We start from the raw sequence: 14,101 nt of genomic DNA on the forward strand, positions 1-14,101 counted from the left end.
CTCGGGCTACTCGACGGTGACAGACTTCGCCAGGTTCCGCGGCTTGTCCACGTCATAACCGCGCGCCTGCGCCACCGCGGCGGCGAACACCTGGAGCGGGATGGTCGACAGCAGCGGCTGGAAAAGCGTTGACACAGCTGGGATCTCGATCAGGTGATCGGCGTAGGGCCGCACCGTCTCGTCGCCCTCCTCGGCGATCACCACGGTCAGCGCCCCGCGGGCCTGGATCTCGCGGATGTTCGACAGCAGCTTGGCGTGCAGCATCGCGGCGTTCTTGGGTGAGGGCATCACCACGATCACCGGCAGACCGTCCTCGATCAGCGCGATCGGCCCGTGCTTGAGCTCGCCGGCCGCAAAACCCTCGGCGTGCATGTAGGCGAGTTCCTTGAGTTTGAGCGCACCCTCGAGGGCCACCGGGTACCCCACGTGGCGCCCCAGGAACAGCACGGTCGGCGACGACGCGAACCGCTTGGCCACCGCGGACACGGCATCCATCCGGGTCAGCACCTCGGCGACCACGGTCGGCATGGCCTCGAGTTCGCGGTACTCGTGCTCCACCTCATCGGGGTACTTGGTGCCGCGCGCCTGCGCCAACGCCAGGCCGACGAGGTAGTTCGCGGCGATCTGGGCCAGGAAGGTCTTGGTGGACGCGACGCCGATCTCCGGCCCCGCGCGGGTGTAGAGCACCGCATCGCACTCGCGCGGGATCTGGCTGCCGTTGGTGTTGCAGATCGCCAGCACCTTGGCCTTCTGCTCCTTGGCGTGCCGCACGGCTTCGAGGGTGTCTGCGGTCTCGCCGGACTGGCTGATGGCGATCACCAGCGTGCTGCGGTCCAGCACGGGGTCGCGGTAGCGGAACTCGCTGGCGAGTTCCACTTCGACGGGCAGACGGGTCCAGTGCTCGATCGCGTATTTGGCCAGCATGCCGGAGTGGTAGGCCGTGCCGCAGGCGACGATGAAGACCTTGTCGACCTCACGCAGTTCCTGATCGGACAGCCGCTGCTCGTCGAGCACGATGCGACCGTCGACGAAGTGGCCCAGCAGGGTGTCGGCGACGGCCTGCGGCTGCTCGGCGATCTCCTTGAGCATGAAGTACTCGTAGCCGCCCTTCTCGGCGGCCGACAGATCCCAGTCGATCTCGAACTCTCGAGCGCTCGCGCCGGACTCATCGCGGTTGCCGTGGAAGTCGTAGATCTCGTAGCCGGCGGCCGTGATGACCACCGCCTGGTCCTGGCCGAGTTCGACGGCGTGGCGGGTGTGCTCGATGAACGCGGCCACATCCGAGCCCACGAACATCTCGCCCTCACCGATGCCCACCACCAGCGGGGTGGACCGCCGCGCCGCGATGATCGTGCCGGGGTCGTCGGCGTTGGCGAAGACCAGCGTGAAATGGCCCTCCAACCGGCTGAGCACCGCGAACACCGAGGCCGGGAAGTCTCCCGCCGTGGGACCGGACCGGTAGGCCCGTGCCACCAGGTGCACCGCGACTTCGCTGTCGGTGTCGCTGGCAAACTCCACGCCCTCGGCCTCGAGTTCGGCGCGCAGCACCGCGAAGTTCTCGATGATGCCGTTGTGCACCACGGCGAGCCGACCGCTGGCATCCCGGTGCGGATGGGCGTTGCGGTCGGTCGGACGTCCATGAGTGGCCCACCGGGTGTGTCCCATGCCCGAGGTGCCCGCCAGGTCGGCGGCGTCGGTTTCGGCCAGCGCTTCTTCCAGGTTGGCCAGGCGTCCCGCCCGCCTGCGGACGGTCAGACCGCCACGACCGTCGAGCAGGGCCACTCCAGACGAGTCGTAGCCCCGGTACTCCATTCGGCGCAGCGCATCGACCACGACGTCACGGGCGGGTCGATGCCCGACGTAGCCGACGATTCCACACATGACTGTCCAGGGTAGTGCAGAGCGGCGGTATGCCCGTCCCGAGGCGACGTGAGCTAACGTCATCGGGTGGCCAGCACCAAGAGACTCGTGTCCGCGTTGAGCCGCCGCGGTCCGCATCGCGTTCTACGCGGTGACCTGGCCTTTGCGGGCCTGCCGGGGCTCGTGTACACCCCGGCGTCCGGGTTCAATCTTCCCGCGGTGGCGTTCGCGCACGACTGGGTCACATCCGCCGAGCAGTACGCGGGAACCCTGGAACACCTGGCGTCCTGGGGCATCGTCGCGGTGGCCCCCGACACCGAACGCGGAGTGGCGCCGTCGGTGCTCAATCTGAGCTTCGACCTGGGCACGGCGCTCGACATCGCCGCGGGCGTGCGGTTGGGGCCGGGACAGATCAGCGTGCACCCCGGCAGGTTGGCCGTGGCGGGGCACGGTTTCGGCGGCGCCGGCGCCGTGTTCGCCGCCGCCGGGATGGGTCAGCGCCTCAAGGGAGTCGCGGCGATCTTCCCCGCGATCACCAAGCCACCCTCGGAGCAGCCGGCGGCCGGGTTGACGCTGCCGGGGCTGATCCTGAGCGCACCGGGCGAAGCGATGACCCTGCGCTCGAACGCCACGATGCTGTCCCAGGCGTGGCCCGCGGCCATCCATCGGACCGTCGTCAAGGCCGAGGCCGCCGGCCTCGGCGAGAACAGACGCTGGGCGAAGTTCCTCGGCCTCGGCGGAACGCACAAGCCCACGCAGAAGGCCGTGCGGGCACTGCTGACCGGATATCTGCTGTTCCGCCTGACCGGCGACAAGACCTACCGCGAGTTCGCCGACCCGCAGGCGCAGCTGCCCGGCACCGAGATGCCGCCGGAGGAGTTGGCCCAGATCACCCCTGAGGACCGGATCGCAGCGCTGCTGCGCCATTAGGTCTCCAGAACCCCCAACGTCGTGCCGACCGGGTAGGTCTGCTCGGACTGCACGTCGCCGTACCGCAGCACACCGGCCGACGGCGCCGGGATGTCGGTCTCGACCTTGTCGGTGCCGACGGTGTAGAGGTCCTCACCCTCGGCGACCGCGGTGCCGTCGGGCACCAGCCAGCCCATGAACGTGCCCTCGGTCATGGTCACGTCGAGTTTGGGCATCTTGATCTCCATGCCGCGCCTTTCGTTCAGTGCTCACTGAGCGCACGGGCGGGACATGAACGCACCGCCTCGCGCGCGAGTTCTTCTGCTGTATGCGGGATCTCGTCAACCAGCACCTGCGCCATTCCGTCGTCGCCGACGGCGAACAGGTCCGGCGCGGCGGCTTCGCACAACCCGTTGCCGACGCAGAGTTGGTGATCCACGGTCACTTTCATCATCGAGTCAGGATCGTCGTGGCGCTCAGGCCCGGCGCCCCGTACACGTGCGCCAACGCCACCTTCGGCCGGTTCGGCACCTGCCGCGCGCCCGCGGTCCCGCGCAGCTGCTGCACGTTCTCGTGGATCTGTCGCAGGCCCGACGCCCCGATCGGTTCGCCGTTGGCCAGGCAGCCCCCGTCGGTGTTGACCGGCAGGCGCCCGGTCAGTTCGGTCTCCCCGGCCTCGATCAGCTCGGCCTGCTCACCGTCGGCGCACAGGCCCGTCTCGGCCAGGTGGATGATCTCGGCGCCGGCGTCGGTGTCCTGCAGCTGCGCGATGTCGACGTCACCGGTTGCGATACCGGCCATCTCGAACGCCGCGCGGGCCGCGTCGACCGTGGGGCTCACACCACGCCGCACCGACAGCGACGGGCTGAGCACCTCGAAGGAACCCGGCCGCCGGGTGCGCACGGCCGACCCGGCGACGTACACCGGATGCGGACTGAACTCCTTGGCCCGCTTGGCGTTGCACAGCACCAAGGCCGCCGCGCCGTCGCCCGGTGAGCACAGCATGAACTGCCGCAGTGGGTCCGACAGCATCATCGAGGCGTCGATGTCGGCCTCCGAGAGGGGTTTCTGACGCCATGCGTTGGGGTTGAGCGAACCGTTGCGGAATGCCTTGGCCGCCACCTTGGCCAACAGGCGCTCGGGCAGGTCATGCTCGTGCAGGTAGCGCTGGATCTTGAGGGCGAAGAACTGCGACGTCAGCGCCAGACCTGTGGTGCCGTACCACTGGCCGAGGCCCATGGCCGACGGGTCGATCGTGAACGCGCCACGCGGGTGTGAGTCGAAGCCGACCACCACGGCGAACTCGGCGGCACCGGAGGCGATGGTGTGGACCGCCGAGATCAGCGAACTGCTGCCCGTCGCGCACCCGTTGAACACGTTGACGAACGGCACTCCGGTCAGGCCCAGCTCCGAGACCAGGGTGTCGGCCGATCCGCTGGACATGCTGCCGCCCACGGCGTAGTCGATGTCGGACCACGACAGCCCGGCGTCATCGAGCGCCATCCGCACCGCGCGGACGGCCTCCTGGCGCACCGAGGTGTCCTGATAGCGACCGAAGGGGCGGCAGCCCACTCCGATGATCGCAACCTGCTCGGTCATCACGGCTCCTCGGGGGTGAAGGCGAAAGTGACCGCCCGCGTGCCGGTTTCGGTGGGGACGTCGAGTGCGGTCAACCGCATGGGCATCCCGATCCGCAGTCGCGCGGGATCGGATTCGGTGAGCCGGGCCTCGACGATGACCTCGCCGGGCAGTTCGACATAGCCGACGCCGTAGGCCTGGAACTCCTCGCCGTCGGGCACATAGGGCGGGCTCGGCGGTGGGAAACGCTGAACGGTCCAGCTCCACAGCGTCCCTCGGTCACCGAGTGTGGTCGCGGTGATGTCTTCGGCTCCGCACGCCCGGCAGTACTGCGGCACCGGGAAGTCGACCTCCCCGCATGCGCCGCAGCGCCCGCCGATCAGCCGCGGCGCGCCGTCGACGAATTCGAGAATGGTTGGATCCATTGACACTGCGGTCATCTCCGCACTCCCCTCTTGAGCACCACCACGTCACCGAGCACCACGGCCTGACACGCCAACCGGACATGCTCGCCGCGGCCACCGGGACCGCCGACCAGGTCCCGCAGCGAGCGCGCCTCCTCGTCAGAGGCGGCCGAGAGATGGTCGGGGTGTTCGAGCACCTCGACATGGCACACCAGGCAGTCCCCCTGCCCCCCGCACACGGTGGGCCACCGGTACCCGGCGGCCAACGCCGCCGCCATCACGGTCTGGCCGTCCTCCGCGAGGAATTCGAGCCCCTTGGGCCGCACCGTCACACGTGGCATGTCACCCACGCGGCAGCTCACGCCACGGCCGTCCGCGGTACGGGTCGATCTCTCGCTCGAGGCCCAGTACGCGCTCGGCGATGATGTTGCGCTGGATCTCCGAGGTGCCGCCCGCGATGGTCAACCGCCGCGTGTCCAGAAGCGAGTGCGCTTCGGCCGGCATGGTGTCGCCGTCCCAGCACGCCGCCCGGGCACCGGCCAGTTCGAAGCCCAGTTCGCTGATCCGCTGGGACAGTTCGGAGAGCACGAGCTTGGTGATCGACCCGTTGGTGCGCTGGGTCGTCAACGCCAGCGCACGCTCCACCGCGGCCAGCTGGGCAAGGCGGTCGCGGACCTCGGGGTTCTGCCAGGCACCCGTCTCACGGGCCAGCGCGAGCACCGGCGCAAGTGCAACACCGCTGGCGTCGGTGGTCTCGGACAGCCCGGAGCGTTCGGCGCCCAGCGTCGTCATCGCGACGCGCCACCCGTCGTCCACCGCACCCAGCACGCTGCCTTCGGGCAGCACCACCTCCTCGAGGAACACCTCGCAGAAGTGTTCATCACCGGTGATCTGCTTCAGCGGGCGAACGGTGACACCCGGTGTCTCCATGTCGACCAGGAAGCACGTGATGCCCGCATTCTTGGGCTTCTCGGGATCGGTGCGCGCCAACAGCATTCCGTACCGGGACTCGCTGGCGAACGAGCTCCACACCTTCTGGCCGTTGATCAGCCAGCCCTCGTCGACTGCCACGGCGCGGGTGGCCAGACTGGCCAGATCCGAACCGGCCCCGGGCTCGCTGAACAGCTGACACCACATGTCGGCCCCGGACGCGATGCCGGGCAGGTACCGCTCCTGCTGCTCGGCGGTGCCCCAGGTCATGATCGCCGGGCCGATCAGCGTGATGGGCACGAAATGGTGCGTGGGCAGTTGCGCACCGTAGGCGGCCAGCACCGAGCGGACCACGGCCGCCTGCTCCTCGGAGTACCCCAACCCACCGTGCTCGGTCGGCCAGTCCGGCACGCTGTAGCCCGCCTTACCGAGTTCGGCGAACCAACTCGCGGCGTCGGTGTCACTGGGCCAGGGCTGCGGCAGATGTGTGCGGACCCACCCCTCGATCTCGGTCCGCAACGCTGCCAGGTGCTCAGACATGGATGCCATCCCTGCGATCGATCAGATCGGCGAGCAGCCTGCGATGCTGCGCCGCGGAACCGGTCAGCGCGGTGACCGCGTGTGCTCGGCGCAGGTACCGGTGCGCCCAGTGTTCCCACGTGATGGCGATGCCGCCGTGCAACTGGACGGCGGCCCTGGTCACCGACAGGGCGGCGTCGCGGGTCAGCGTCGCGGCCACCGCCAGGTCCAGGTCGTCGGGGTTCGCCGCGGCGCCGTAGACCGCCGAGCGCGCGAGCTCGACGGCGGCCAGCAGGTCGGCCAGCCGGTGTTTGACGGCCTGGAAGGAGCCGATGGTGCGGCCGAACTGCACCCGGGTGCGCAGGTGGTCCACGGTGTGGTCGAACGCATGCTGGGCCACACCGAGGAGTTCGGCGGAGATCACCAGGCTGGTCAGCCGTGCCGCTGCCTGCGTGGCGGTTTCGGCGGCGGCCCCCTGCAGCACGTGTCGCGGACGGGCCCCCTGTGCGGTGACGCGGGTGAACTCGCGCGAGAGGTCCAGGCCGGACAGCGTTGTGCTGGTGACACTCTCGGCGTCCAGCCAGGCGATGCCCGCCGGACCCGTCACGATGACCTGCGACGCCCCTGCACCACCCCAGACGGGTTCGGCCACAACATCGACGGTGTCCTCGTGCACGTTCAGGCCGGTCACCGGGGTCACCGTGGCCCCGACCGTGCGTGCGCCGTCCCGCAGTGGTGCGAGCAGCGTCTCGTCACCCACCGCACCCGCGATGACCGAGGGCACCAGTGGTCCGTCGAACAGCGCGGCGCCGGCCTCCTCGGCCAGGATCGCGAGTTCGACTGGGGTGCAGTCGGGCTGCCCGACGTCGAAGACCAGAGCGTCGGCGCCGATGTCCGACATCAGCCGCTGCCACGTGGCGGTGTCGCCGCCGGCGAAGAACGCGCGCAGCACGTCGCGCAGCGCCTGCTGCTCTTCTGATTCCCCACTCATGGTTGCCTCACCGACAGGTATTCGTCGCGCAGTCTGCGCTTGTTGAGCTTGCCCATGGCCGACCGCAGGTCGGCGTCCACGAACTCGACGATCGCCGGACACTTGTAGTGCGCCAGTCGGTCTCGGGTCCAGTCCACCAACTCGGCGGCGTCGACCGGAACACCCTCGCGGGCCTGCACGAGCGCACACAGCTGCTCACCGAGGTCCGCGTGCGGAATGCCGATCACCGCCACATCCGCCACCGCTGGATGGGTGCGAAGCACCGCCTCGGATTCGGCCGGGTACACGTTGACGCCGCCACTGACCACCAGGTCGGTGGCCCGGTCGGTCAGGTACAGGTAGCCGTCGGAGTCGAGGTGGCCGATCTCGCCGATGACGAACACGCCGTCGGCGATGTAGCTGCGCTGCGTCTTCTCGGGGTCGCCGTGGTACCGCGGATGCGCACCGGTCAGGGAGCGCACACAGACCAGCCCCGATTCCCCCGGCGGCAGCACCGCACCCGTCTCGTCGCGGATGGTCAGTTCGCAGCCGGGCAGTGCCCTGCCCACCGAACCGGGATGCGCCAGCCACTCGGCCGAGTCGATCATGGTGATGGTGCCGGCCTCGGTGGACCCGTACGCCTCCACGAGGATCGGCCCGAACCAGTCGATCATCGCGCGCTTGACATGCATGGGGCAGGCCGCCCCGGTGTGCACGATCCGGGTCACGCTGCTGACGTCATAGGAGTCACGAATGTGTTTGGGCAGGGCAAGGAGTCGCGAGAAGTGCGTGGGGACCATCATGGTGGCCTCGATGCGTTCCGCTGCGATGGTCGCCAGGACCTGTTCGGCGTCGAAGCGCTGCATGATCACCAGCGGAGTTCCGGCCAGGAGTCCGCGCACGCCGGTCATCGGCCCGGTGTGGTGCATGGGCGCGACCACGAGGTGCCGTCCCGGCGCGCGCACCGGCGAGGCGGCCACCAGGTCGACGTGCTCGACCATGTCGGCGCCGCCGGGAAACATCTGATCGGGCAGTTCGACACCCTTGGGCATCCCCGTGGTGCCGGATGTGTAGTACAGCGGCTTGGCCGGCCTGATGGCGCTCGACGGTTCGTCGTTCGGGGCGTCGGGCACCCCGGAGGTCAGGTCCACCACCTGCACTCCGGCATCGGCTGCGCGGGCCGTCGGGGCCGTGCGCGCGCTGCACAGCACGGTGTGCACCGCACCGTCACGCAGGATGTATCCGACCTCGGCCGGGGTCAGGTGATAATTCACCGGCACCGCCGAGCACCCCGCATACGTGACGGCGAGATGTGCAAGTGCGGTGTACGCACTGTTCTCGGCGAACACCGCGACCCGCTGATCTTCCCGGATCCCCTGAGCGAGAAGCCAATTGGTGGTGCGGTTGAGCAGGTCATTGAGTTGGGCCCACGTCCACGAGGTGGTGCCGTCGGTGATGGCGACCTGATCGGGATCTCGTTGCGCACACTGCGCGATGCCGTGCACCACGCGACTTATCCGTTCGCCGACACCGTGACGCGTGATCGCTTGATCGTGGAGGCGGCCGCGGCGACGATCGCGTCGACGCTGGGGACGAACGCGTCTTCGAGAACCTTGGCGAACGGGATCGGGGTGTTGGCACCCGCGACGCGCTGCACCGGCGCGCCCAGTTCATCGAACAGGTTCTCGGTGATCAATGCCGCCAGTTCGGCACCGAACCCGTTGCGCCGCACAGCCTCGTGAACCACCACAGCGTGGCGGGTGCGGGCCACCGACTCCAGGATCGTGCGTTCGTCGAGCGGGACCAGGGACCGCAGGTCGATGACCTCGGCCTCGATGGAGTGCTCCTCTGCCAGCCGTTGCGCCGCGGCCATCGCGTCGTGCACCTGACGGCCGTAGCTGATCAGCGTGATGTCGGTGCCGGGCCGCAGGGTGGCCGCCGATCCCAGGGGCACCACGTGGTGGCCGACCGGAACAGGCTGCGGGGGTGCGAAGTAGAGCAGGCTCTGCTCGATGAAGACCACGGGGTCGGGGTCGAAGATCGACGCGGTGAGCAGGCCCTTGGCGTCGGCCGGGTTGCTGGGCACGACGACCTTGAGACCGGGGATGTGGGTGACCCACGCCTCGAGCATCTCGGAATGCTGTGCACCGAACTGCATTCCGGCGCCTGCGGCGCACCGAATGGTCAGCGGCACCGTCGTCTGCCCGCCGGACATGTACCGCAGTTTGGCCGCGTGGTTGGACAACTGGTCCATGCACACCGCCAGGAAGTCCATCAGCATGATCTCGGCGACGGGGCGCATGCCGGCGATCGCGGCCCCGATCGCCGCGCCGACGATGGCCTGCTCACTGATCGGGGTGGCGCGCACGCGGTGCGCACCGTACTTCGTCGACAGGCCGGCCGACACCTTGAACACGCCGCCGCTGGGGTCGGCGATGTCCTCACCGAGGAGCAGCACGGTCGGGTCGCGGCCCAGTGCGTCGTCGAGTGCGCTTCCGATGGCCTGAAACCCCAGCATCGGTGTGGTCTCCACGGCCTCGGCGGGATCGGTCATGCGAGCACCTCCTCGTAGACGTCGGTGAGCCCTTCGGCCAGGTCGGGCAGTGGTGAGGCCTCGGCATACTCGAAGGCCTCCTGGACCTCCGACTTGGCGTCGGCCTCAATCATCTGCACCTCGGCCTCGGTGAGCACCCCCTGCTCGATCAACCGGGCACGCAGGCGCAGCACGGGATCGGCGGCGCGCTCGCGTTCGAGTTCACCGGGTTGCATGTACTCGTTCTGGTCCGACATCTGGTGGCCGAAGAACCGGAAGGTCATGGCCTCGATCAGGGTGGGACCCTCGCCGGCGCGGGCGCGATCGACGGCTTCCCTGGCCGCGCCGTACATCGCCACCGGATCGTTGCCGTCGACCCGCACGCCCGGCATGCGGTAGGCCGCGGCGCGGTCGGCGACGCGGTCGACGCTGGTGCCGTCCTCGAACGACGTGTGCTCGGCGTAGCGGTTGTTGTGGCAGCAGAAGATCACCGGCAGCTTCCACAGTGCGGCGAGGTTGCAGGCCTCATGGAAGGCGCCGATGTTGGTCGCGCCGTCACCGAAGTTGACCACCGTGACACGGTCGCTGCCCTGAACCTGCGAGGCCCACGCGAGGCCGGCCGCGATCGGCAGTCCGCCGCCGACGATGCCCGTGGTGACCATGAGGCCGCTGTCGGGGTGGGTGATGTGCATGGGCCCGCCCTTGCCCTTGCACGTGCCGGTGGCCCGGCCGAAGAACTCGGCCCACAGTGGCTTCATCGGGACCCCCTTGGCGAGGTGGTCGTGCAGGCCACGGTAGGTCGTGACGACGTAGTCGGTGGGCCGAAGCACCGCCCCCATGGCGGCCGAGACGATCTCCTGTCCGCGCGGCGAGTAGTACTGCGCGCTGACCTGTCCGGTCAGGATGAGGGAGCGGAACTTCTCATCGCAGGTCTTGATCCGGGTCGCGGTGGTGAAGATCGACGTCAACTCGGCGGCGCCGATCCCGAGATCAGACGGACTCATAGCGCCCCCTGTATTAGTCGGCTGGATAAATAATATGTAACAGGAGTCACTTCCCCCTGTCAATGTCCGAGGTCGCCACCGCTGGGGCCCAGCTGGACCGGATCGCCCAGGTCGCGGACAGCGCCTCCCCGGGCTTCAGCCATCGCAGCCCCACACCGTGGTTGAACGCATTGGCGGGCGCGGTCATGGGTTCGAGCGCGACCGCGGTCACCGAGCTGGCCCCGAACGGGAACGCTCGCGTGGTGAAGACGTGGACATAACCGAAACTCGGGTCCGCCCACAGTGACACGGTGCGTCCGTCGGGCGCGCACAGGGACGCGAGAGTGGTGCCCTCGGTGTTGTCGACCGCCCACGCGTCGTCGAGATCCAGCTGGGCCACCGTGCGGCCACCGCGGAGATCCCATTCGGTCCCGTCCACGTCGGTGACGCCAACGGGTATGAGCCGGTCATCGACGTCGATGTGTCTGCACCCGTTGACCGCCAGCGTCAGGTCCTCGGTCGGCACATCGCCGATGGTCAGAAACGGGTGTGCCCCGAGTGCGACTGGGGCACAGGATATCCCGACGTTGCGTACGGTGTGTCTGACCACCAGCCCGTCCGGGACCAGCCGATAGCGGACCGCGGTGTCGAGGGGGAACGGGTAACCGCGTTGCGCGCGCACCAGGGCGTTGAGGGTGATCGACGCGTCGGAACGCAGGGTGGGCACGTACGGGGTGTCACGGAGCAGTCCGTGCAGTGCGCTGCCTGTGCCGGGGTCGGTGAGTTCGAGGTGATGGGTGTAACCGCGGTGAGTCCAGCGACCGTCGCGCACCCGATTCGGCCAGGGAACCAGCACCGTGCCGCAGCTGTGCGGCACGGGATGGCGCTCATCGACACCCGCGGTGAGGTCGACCCCGTCGATCGAGAGGTGCCGGATCGCGGCGCCCACCTGCGCGATCCGCGCCCGAACCGACCGTCCGCCGGCACGCAGGCTGAGCTCAAACTGATATCCGCCGGTCACGAGATGTGCTCGCCCGCACCGGGTCCGGCCTGCGTGACGACGATGCTCGGCGCGGGGTGCCCGGCCCGCCGCACGGTGTCGCGCACGGCCTCGCTGACGGCACCGGCACGCGCGGCGTCGACGAGAGCGATGACGCATCCGCCGAATCCGCCGCCGGTCATCCGGGCCCCCAGGGCTCCTGCGCGCACCGCGGTGTCGGCGATGAGATCGAGGTGCGCGGTGGTGATCTCGAAGTCGTCGCGCATCGAGTCGTGGGAGGCCGACAACAGGCCGCCGACCTGTCGGTAGTCGCAGGCCTGCAGCGCGGCGACCATATCGAGAACCCTTTCGTTCTCGGTGAGGACGTGCCGGGCGCGGCGGGCGTCGACGGGGTCCGGCACGCCCGACAGCACCGCGGTTCCCCGCTCCTGAACCTCCCGCAGTGAGGACACACCGAGGGCGCCGGCGGCACGCTCGCAGGCCGCTCGCCGAGTGGCGTACTCGCCGTCGGCATGCCGGTGCGCCGCATGGGAGTTGATCAACAGCAGCGCCAGCCCGTAGGCCTCGGGGTCGAACGGCACCGGGCGCGTGGTGTGGTCGCGGAAGTCGATGAGCAGTGCCCGCCGGGATTCGGCGAAGAGGATCGCGGTCTGATCCAGCAGACCAGTGGGGGTGCCGACATAGCCGTTCTCGGCGCGCTGCGCGACCCGCGCCCGGTCCCCCAGATCCATGGGTTCGCCGGTGGCCGCCAGGATCGCGCCGAGCACCGCACATCCCAGCGCTGCGGACGACGCCAGACCCGAACCCATGTCGACTCCGCCACTGATGGACATCGTTCCGCCCGGGACGCGGTGGCCGGCGAGCCGCAGAGCCCACACCACGCCCGCCACGTAGGCGGCCCATCCGGTGACGTCTCCGGGCACCGTGTTCAGTGGCACGCGCACCGATCCCGGCACGCGGTCACTGTGCACCTCGAGCGTGTCGGCGTCGTCGGGCAGCAGGGTCACCGAGGTGCGGACGGGAAGCGCGATGGGCAACGCGAAACCGAGGTTGTAGTCGGTGTGCTCCCCGATCAGGTTGGCCCGGCCGGGGGCCGAATACCGAATGACCGGCGCCGTCATCGCAGCCCGCGCAGTCGCTCGGCGACGGCCTCGGGAACGGTGTCGTTGACGAACGTCCGCATCACCGATTCCGAACTGGCGAGGTATTTCAGCTTGGTGGCGCTGCGCCGTATCGAGATCAGCTCCACGTGGAAGCGGCCCTCTCGTTGCGCATCGGTGTCGCTGTACTGGTGCAGGGCGGACATGTACGGCAGTGGGTCGCCGTACAACTGATCGAACCTGCGCAGGATGTCGAGGTACATCCGGGTGAAGGCGTCGAGCTCGGTGCCGGAGAGCTCAGTCAGGTTGCGCACGGCCCGGTTCGGATGGATGTGCACCTCCACCGGCCACCGCGCCGCGAACGGCACGAAGGCGGTGAAGGCGTCGTCGCGGGCGATGATTCGGGAGCCGTCAGCGACCTCGTCGGCAAGGATGTCGGCAAACAGGTTGGTGCCGTGCCTCATCCGGTGGTCACGAGCCCGCGCCAACATCGCCACGGCCCGAGGGGTCAGGTGCGGCAGGGCGTAGATCTGTCCGTGCGGATGAGTCAGCGTGACACCGATCTCCTCGCCCCGGTTCTCGAAGCAGAAGACCTGCTCGATCCCGGGCCGGCCCAACAGGTCCGCGCTGCGGTGGCGCCATGCCTCGACGACCAGCCGGGCGTGGGCCTCGTCGAGATCGGCGAACGACCCGCAGTGGCTGCTGGAGAACGCGATGACCTCGCAGCGCCCCCGGCCGGGCGCGGACGCGAACCCCTGGGGGTCGTCGAGCGCGACAAGCCCACCTCCGCCATAGAGGCTGGGGAATCGATTCTCGAACGTCACCACGTCGTAGTCGGGGGCGGGCACCTCGCTGGTGAGCCCGGACGGTCCGGGGCACAGCGGACACTCGGCCATCCCGGGTTGGTGAGTGCGGTCCTGGCGCAGCGCGGCGATGATCACCCACTCACCGGTCTGGCGGTCGTAGCGCACCTGAGACTGCGCACCGTCGCGGACGGGCAGCGCTCGACGGTCAACGACCGGCGCGGGGACGTTTCCGGGCAGTGCGAAGAACAGCAGCTCGCGGCCATCGGACAATGTCCACGGCGTTGGGGAGACGCTCACCGGCTGGTCTTCTGCGCGGCCTGCACCCGCCGCCAGGGCCGGCGCAGCTCCTGTGCAATGCGCGCCCTCTCTTCCGAGATGATGCGCTCGACGCGGGCGGCGAGCTGTTCGGGGGTCATCCCGAAGTTCGTCATCACCGCATCGGCGGGAGGGCCGCCATAGACTGCCCAGCTGCGGACGTAGTCGAGGATCTCGCGGTCGAAGCGGTCCAT

Annotated in this window: 16 protein-coding genes; 1 reads left to right on the forward strand and 15 read right to left on the reverse strand. The window is 69.1% G+C overall.

Annotated features, from left to right (window positions below; translation table 11 throughout):
- Positions 1 to 6: 6 nt before the first annotated feature.
- Positions 7 to 1,881, reverse strand: a complete 1,875-nt coding sequence (glmS, locus tag A5727_RS26310) for a glutamine--fructose-6-phosphate transaminase (isomerizing) (protein WP_068257721.1) — start codon at positions 1,879 to 1,881, stop codon at positions 7 to 9.
- A 66-nt stretch (positions 1,882 to 1,947) separates the two neighbouring features.
- On the opposite strand from glmS, the gene A5727_RS26315 reads away from it, so the two are divergent.
- Entirely contained in the window at positions 1,948 to 2,790 is an 843-nt protein-coding gene (locus tag A5727_RS26315) for a dienelactone hydrolase family protein (protein ID WP_068257722.1), read from the forward strand.
- Here the strand turns inward: A5727_RS26315 and A5727_RS26320 are convergent.
- From A5727_RS26320 to A5727_RS26385, 14 genes are read right to left on the reverse strand one after another with little or no spacing between them, the layout of a single operon-like run.
- The gene (locus A5727_RS26320; RefSeq protein WP_068257724.1) at positions 2,787 to 3,017 is read right to left on the reverse strand and encodes a biotin/lipoyl-containing protein; all 231 of its coding nucleotides are present in this window, start codon (positions 3,015 to 3,017) and stop codon (positions 2,787 to 2,789) included. The genes A5727_RS26315 and A5727_RS26320 overlap by 4 nt on opposite strands.
- A gap of 14 nt (positions 3,018 to 3,031) precedes the next feature.
- Positions 3,032 to 3,223 (reverse strand): ferredoxin, encoded by a 192-nt coding sequence (locus tag A5727_RS26325; protein WP_231992232.1) that lies wholly within the window; start codon positions 3,221 to 3,223, stop codon positions 3,032 to 3,034.
- A complete protein-coding gene (locus A5727_RS26330; RefSeq protein ID WP_068257725.1) occupies positions 3,220 to 4,368 on the reverse strand; it encodes a thiolase family protein in 1,149 nt (382 codons plus the stop codon). The genes A5727_RS26325 and A5727_RS26330 overlap by 4 nt, the downstream gene beginning before the upstream one ends.
- Positions 4,368 to 4,787: a Zn-ribbon domain-containing OB-fold protein gene (locus A5727_RS26335; RefSeq protein WP_068257728.1), complete on the reverse strand. Its 420-nt coding sequence runs from the start codon at positions 4,785 to 4,787 to the stop codon at positions 4,368 to 4,370. Before A5727_RS26335 ends, A5727_RS26330 begins: the two co-directional genes overlap by 1 nt.
- Complete coding sequence (locus tag A5727_RS26340; protein WP_231992233.1) at positions 4,784 to 5,092, reverse strand: 2Fe-2S iron-sulfur cluster-binding protein; 309 nt, start codon at positions 5,090 to 5,092, stop codon at positions 4,784 to 4,786. The genes A5727_RS26335 and A5727_RS26340 overlap by 4 nt, the downstream gene beginning before the upstream one ends.
- A gap of 1 nt (position 5,093) precedes the next feature.
- Entirely contained in the window at positions 5,094 to 6,221 is a 1,128-nt protein-coding gene (locus tag A5727_RS26345) for an acyl-CoA dehydrogenase family protein (RefSeq protein WP_231992234.1), read from the reverse strand.
- Entirely contained in the window at positions 6,214 to 7,191 is a 978-nt protein-coding gene (locus tag A5727_RS26350; protein WP_068257734.1) for an acyl-CoA dehydrogenase family protein, read from the reverse strand. The genes A5727_RS26345 and A5727_RS26350 overlap by 8 nt, the downstream gene beginning before the upstream one ends.
- The gene (locus tag A5727_RS26355) at positions 7,188 to 8,678 is read right to left on the reverse strand and encodes an AMP-binding protein (RefSeq protein ID WP_068257735.1); all 1,491 of its coding nucleotides are present in this window, start codon (positions 8,676 to 8,678) and stop codon (positions 7,188 to 7,190) included. The genes A5727_RS26350 and A5727_RS26355 overlap by 4 nt, the downstream gene beginning before the upstream one ends.
- A 5-nt stretch (positions 8,679 to 8,683) precedes the next feature.
- Positions 8,684 to 9,724, reverse strand: a complete 1,041-nt coding sequence (locus tag A5727_RS26360; RefSeq protein WP_068257737.1) for an alpha-ketoacid dehydrogenase subunit beta — start codon at positions 9,722 to 9,724, stop codon at positions 8,684 to 8,686.
- Positions 9,721 to 10,707 carry a thiamine pyrophosphate-dependent dehydrogenase E1 component subunit alpha gene (locus A5727_RS26365; protein ID WP_068257739.1) on the reverse strand — a complete coding sequence of 329 codons (987 nt, stop codon included), beginning with the start codon at positions 10,705 to 10,707 and terminating at the stop codon, positions 9,721 to 9,723. Before A5727_RS26365 ends, A5727_RS26360 begins: the two co-directional genes overlap by 4 nt.
- 46 nt (positions 10,708 to 10,753) lie before the next feature.
- Positions 10,754 to 11,707 carry an aldose 1-epimerase family protein gene (locus A5727_RS26370; RefSeq protein ID WP_082950053.1) on the reverse strand — a complete coding sequence of 318 codons (954 nt, stop codon included), beginning with the start codon at positions 11,705 to 11,707 and terminating at the stop codon, positions 10,754 to 10,756.
- Positions 11,704 to 12,807: a galactokinase gene (locus A5727_RS26375; protein ID WP_068257741.1), complete on the reverse strand. Its 1,104-nt coding sequence runs from the start codon at positions 12,805 to 12,807 to the stop codon at positions 11,704 to 11,706. The genes A5727_RS26370 and A5727_RS26375 overlap by 4 nt, the downstream gene beginning before the upstream one ends.
- Positions 12,804 to 13,889, reverse strand: a complete 1,086-nt coding sequence (gene galT / locus A5727_RS26380; protein ID WP_231992235.1) for a galactose-1-phosphate uridylyltransferase — start codon at positions 13,887 to 13,889, stop codon at positions 12,804 to 12,806. The genes A5727_RS26375 and galT overlap by 4 nt, the downstream gene beginning before the upstream one ends.
- Positions 13,886 to 14,101 (reverse strand): DUF3263 domain-containing protein, encoded by a 216-nt coding sequence (locus A5727_RS26385; protein WP_068257745.1) that lies wholly within the window; start codon positions 14,099 to 14,101, stop codon positions 13,886 to 13,888. Before A5727_RS26385 ends, galT begins: the two co-directional genes overlap by 4 nt.

The sequence above is a fragment of the Mycobacterium sp. ACS4331 genome, from assembly GCF_001667265.1.
Taxonomy (GTDB): domain Bacteria; phylum Actinomycetota; class Actinomycetes; order Mycobacteriales; family Mycobacteriaceae; genus Mycobacterium.

Bases quoted from the DNA above. Each gene is read 5' to 3' on its own strand.
- glmS (WP_068257721.1), bottom strand. From the start codon at position 1,881: ATGTGTGGAATCGTCGGCTACGTCGGGCATCGACCCGCCCGTGACGTC.
- A5727_RS26320 (WP_068257724.1), bottom strand. From the start codon at position 3,017: ATGGAGATCAAGATGCCCAAACTCGACGTGACCATGACCGAGGGCACG.
- A5727_RS26325 (WP_231992232.1), bottom strand. From the start codon at position 3,223: ATGATGAAAGTGACCGTGGATCACCAACTCTGCGTCGGCAACGGGTTG.
- A5727_RS26330 (WP_068257725.1), bottom strand. From the start codon at position 4,368: ATGACCGAGCAGGTTGCGATCATCGGAGTGGGCTGCCGCCCCTTCGGT.
- A5727_RS26335 (WP_068257728.1), bottom strand. From the start codon at position 4,787: ATGACCGCAGTGTCAATGGATCCAACCATTCTCGAATTCGTCGACGGC.
- A5727_RS26340 (WP_231992233.1), bottom strand. From the start codon at position 5,092: ATGCCACGTGTGACGGTGCGGCCCAAGGGGCTCGAATTCCTCGCGGAG.
- A5727_RS26345 (WP_231992234.1), bottom strand. From the start codon at position 6,221: ATGTCTGAGCACCTGGCAGCGTTGCGGACCGAGATCGAGGGGTGGGTC.
- A5727_RS26350 (WP_068257734.1), bottom strand. From the start codon at position 7,191: ATGAGTGGGGAATCAGAAGAGCAGCAGGCGCTGCGCGACGTGCTGCGC.
- A5727_RS26360 (WP_068257737.1), bottom strand. From the start codon at position 9,724: ATGACCGATCCCGCCGAGGCCGTGGAGACCACACCGATGCTGGGGTTT.
- A5727_RS26365 (WP_068257739.1), bottom strand. From the start codon at position 10,707: ATGAGTCCGTCTGATCTCGGGATCGGCGCCGCCGAGTTGACGTCGATC.
- A5727_RS26375 (WP_068257741.1), bottom strand. From the start codon at position 12,807: ATGACGGCGCCGGTCATTCGGTATTCGGCCCCCGGCCGGGCCAACCTG.
- A5727_RS26385 (WP_068257745.1), bottom strand. From the start codon at position 14,101: ATGGACCGCTTCGACCGCGAGATCCTCGACTACGTCCGCAGCTGGGCA.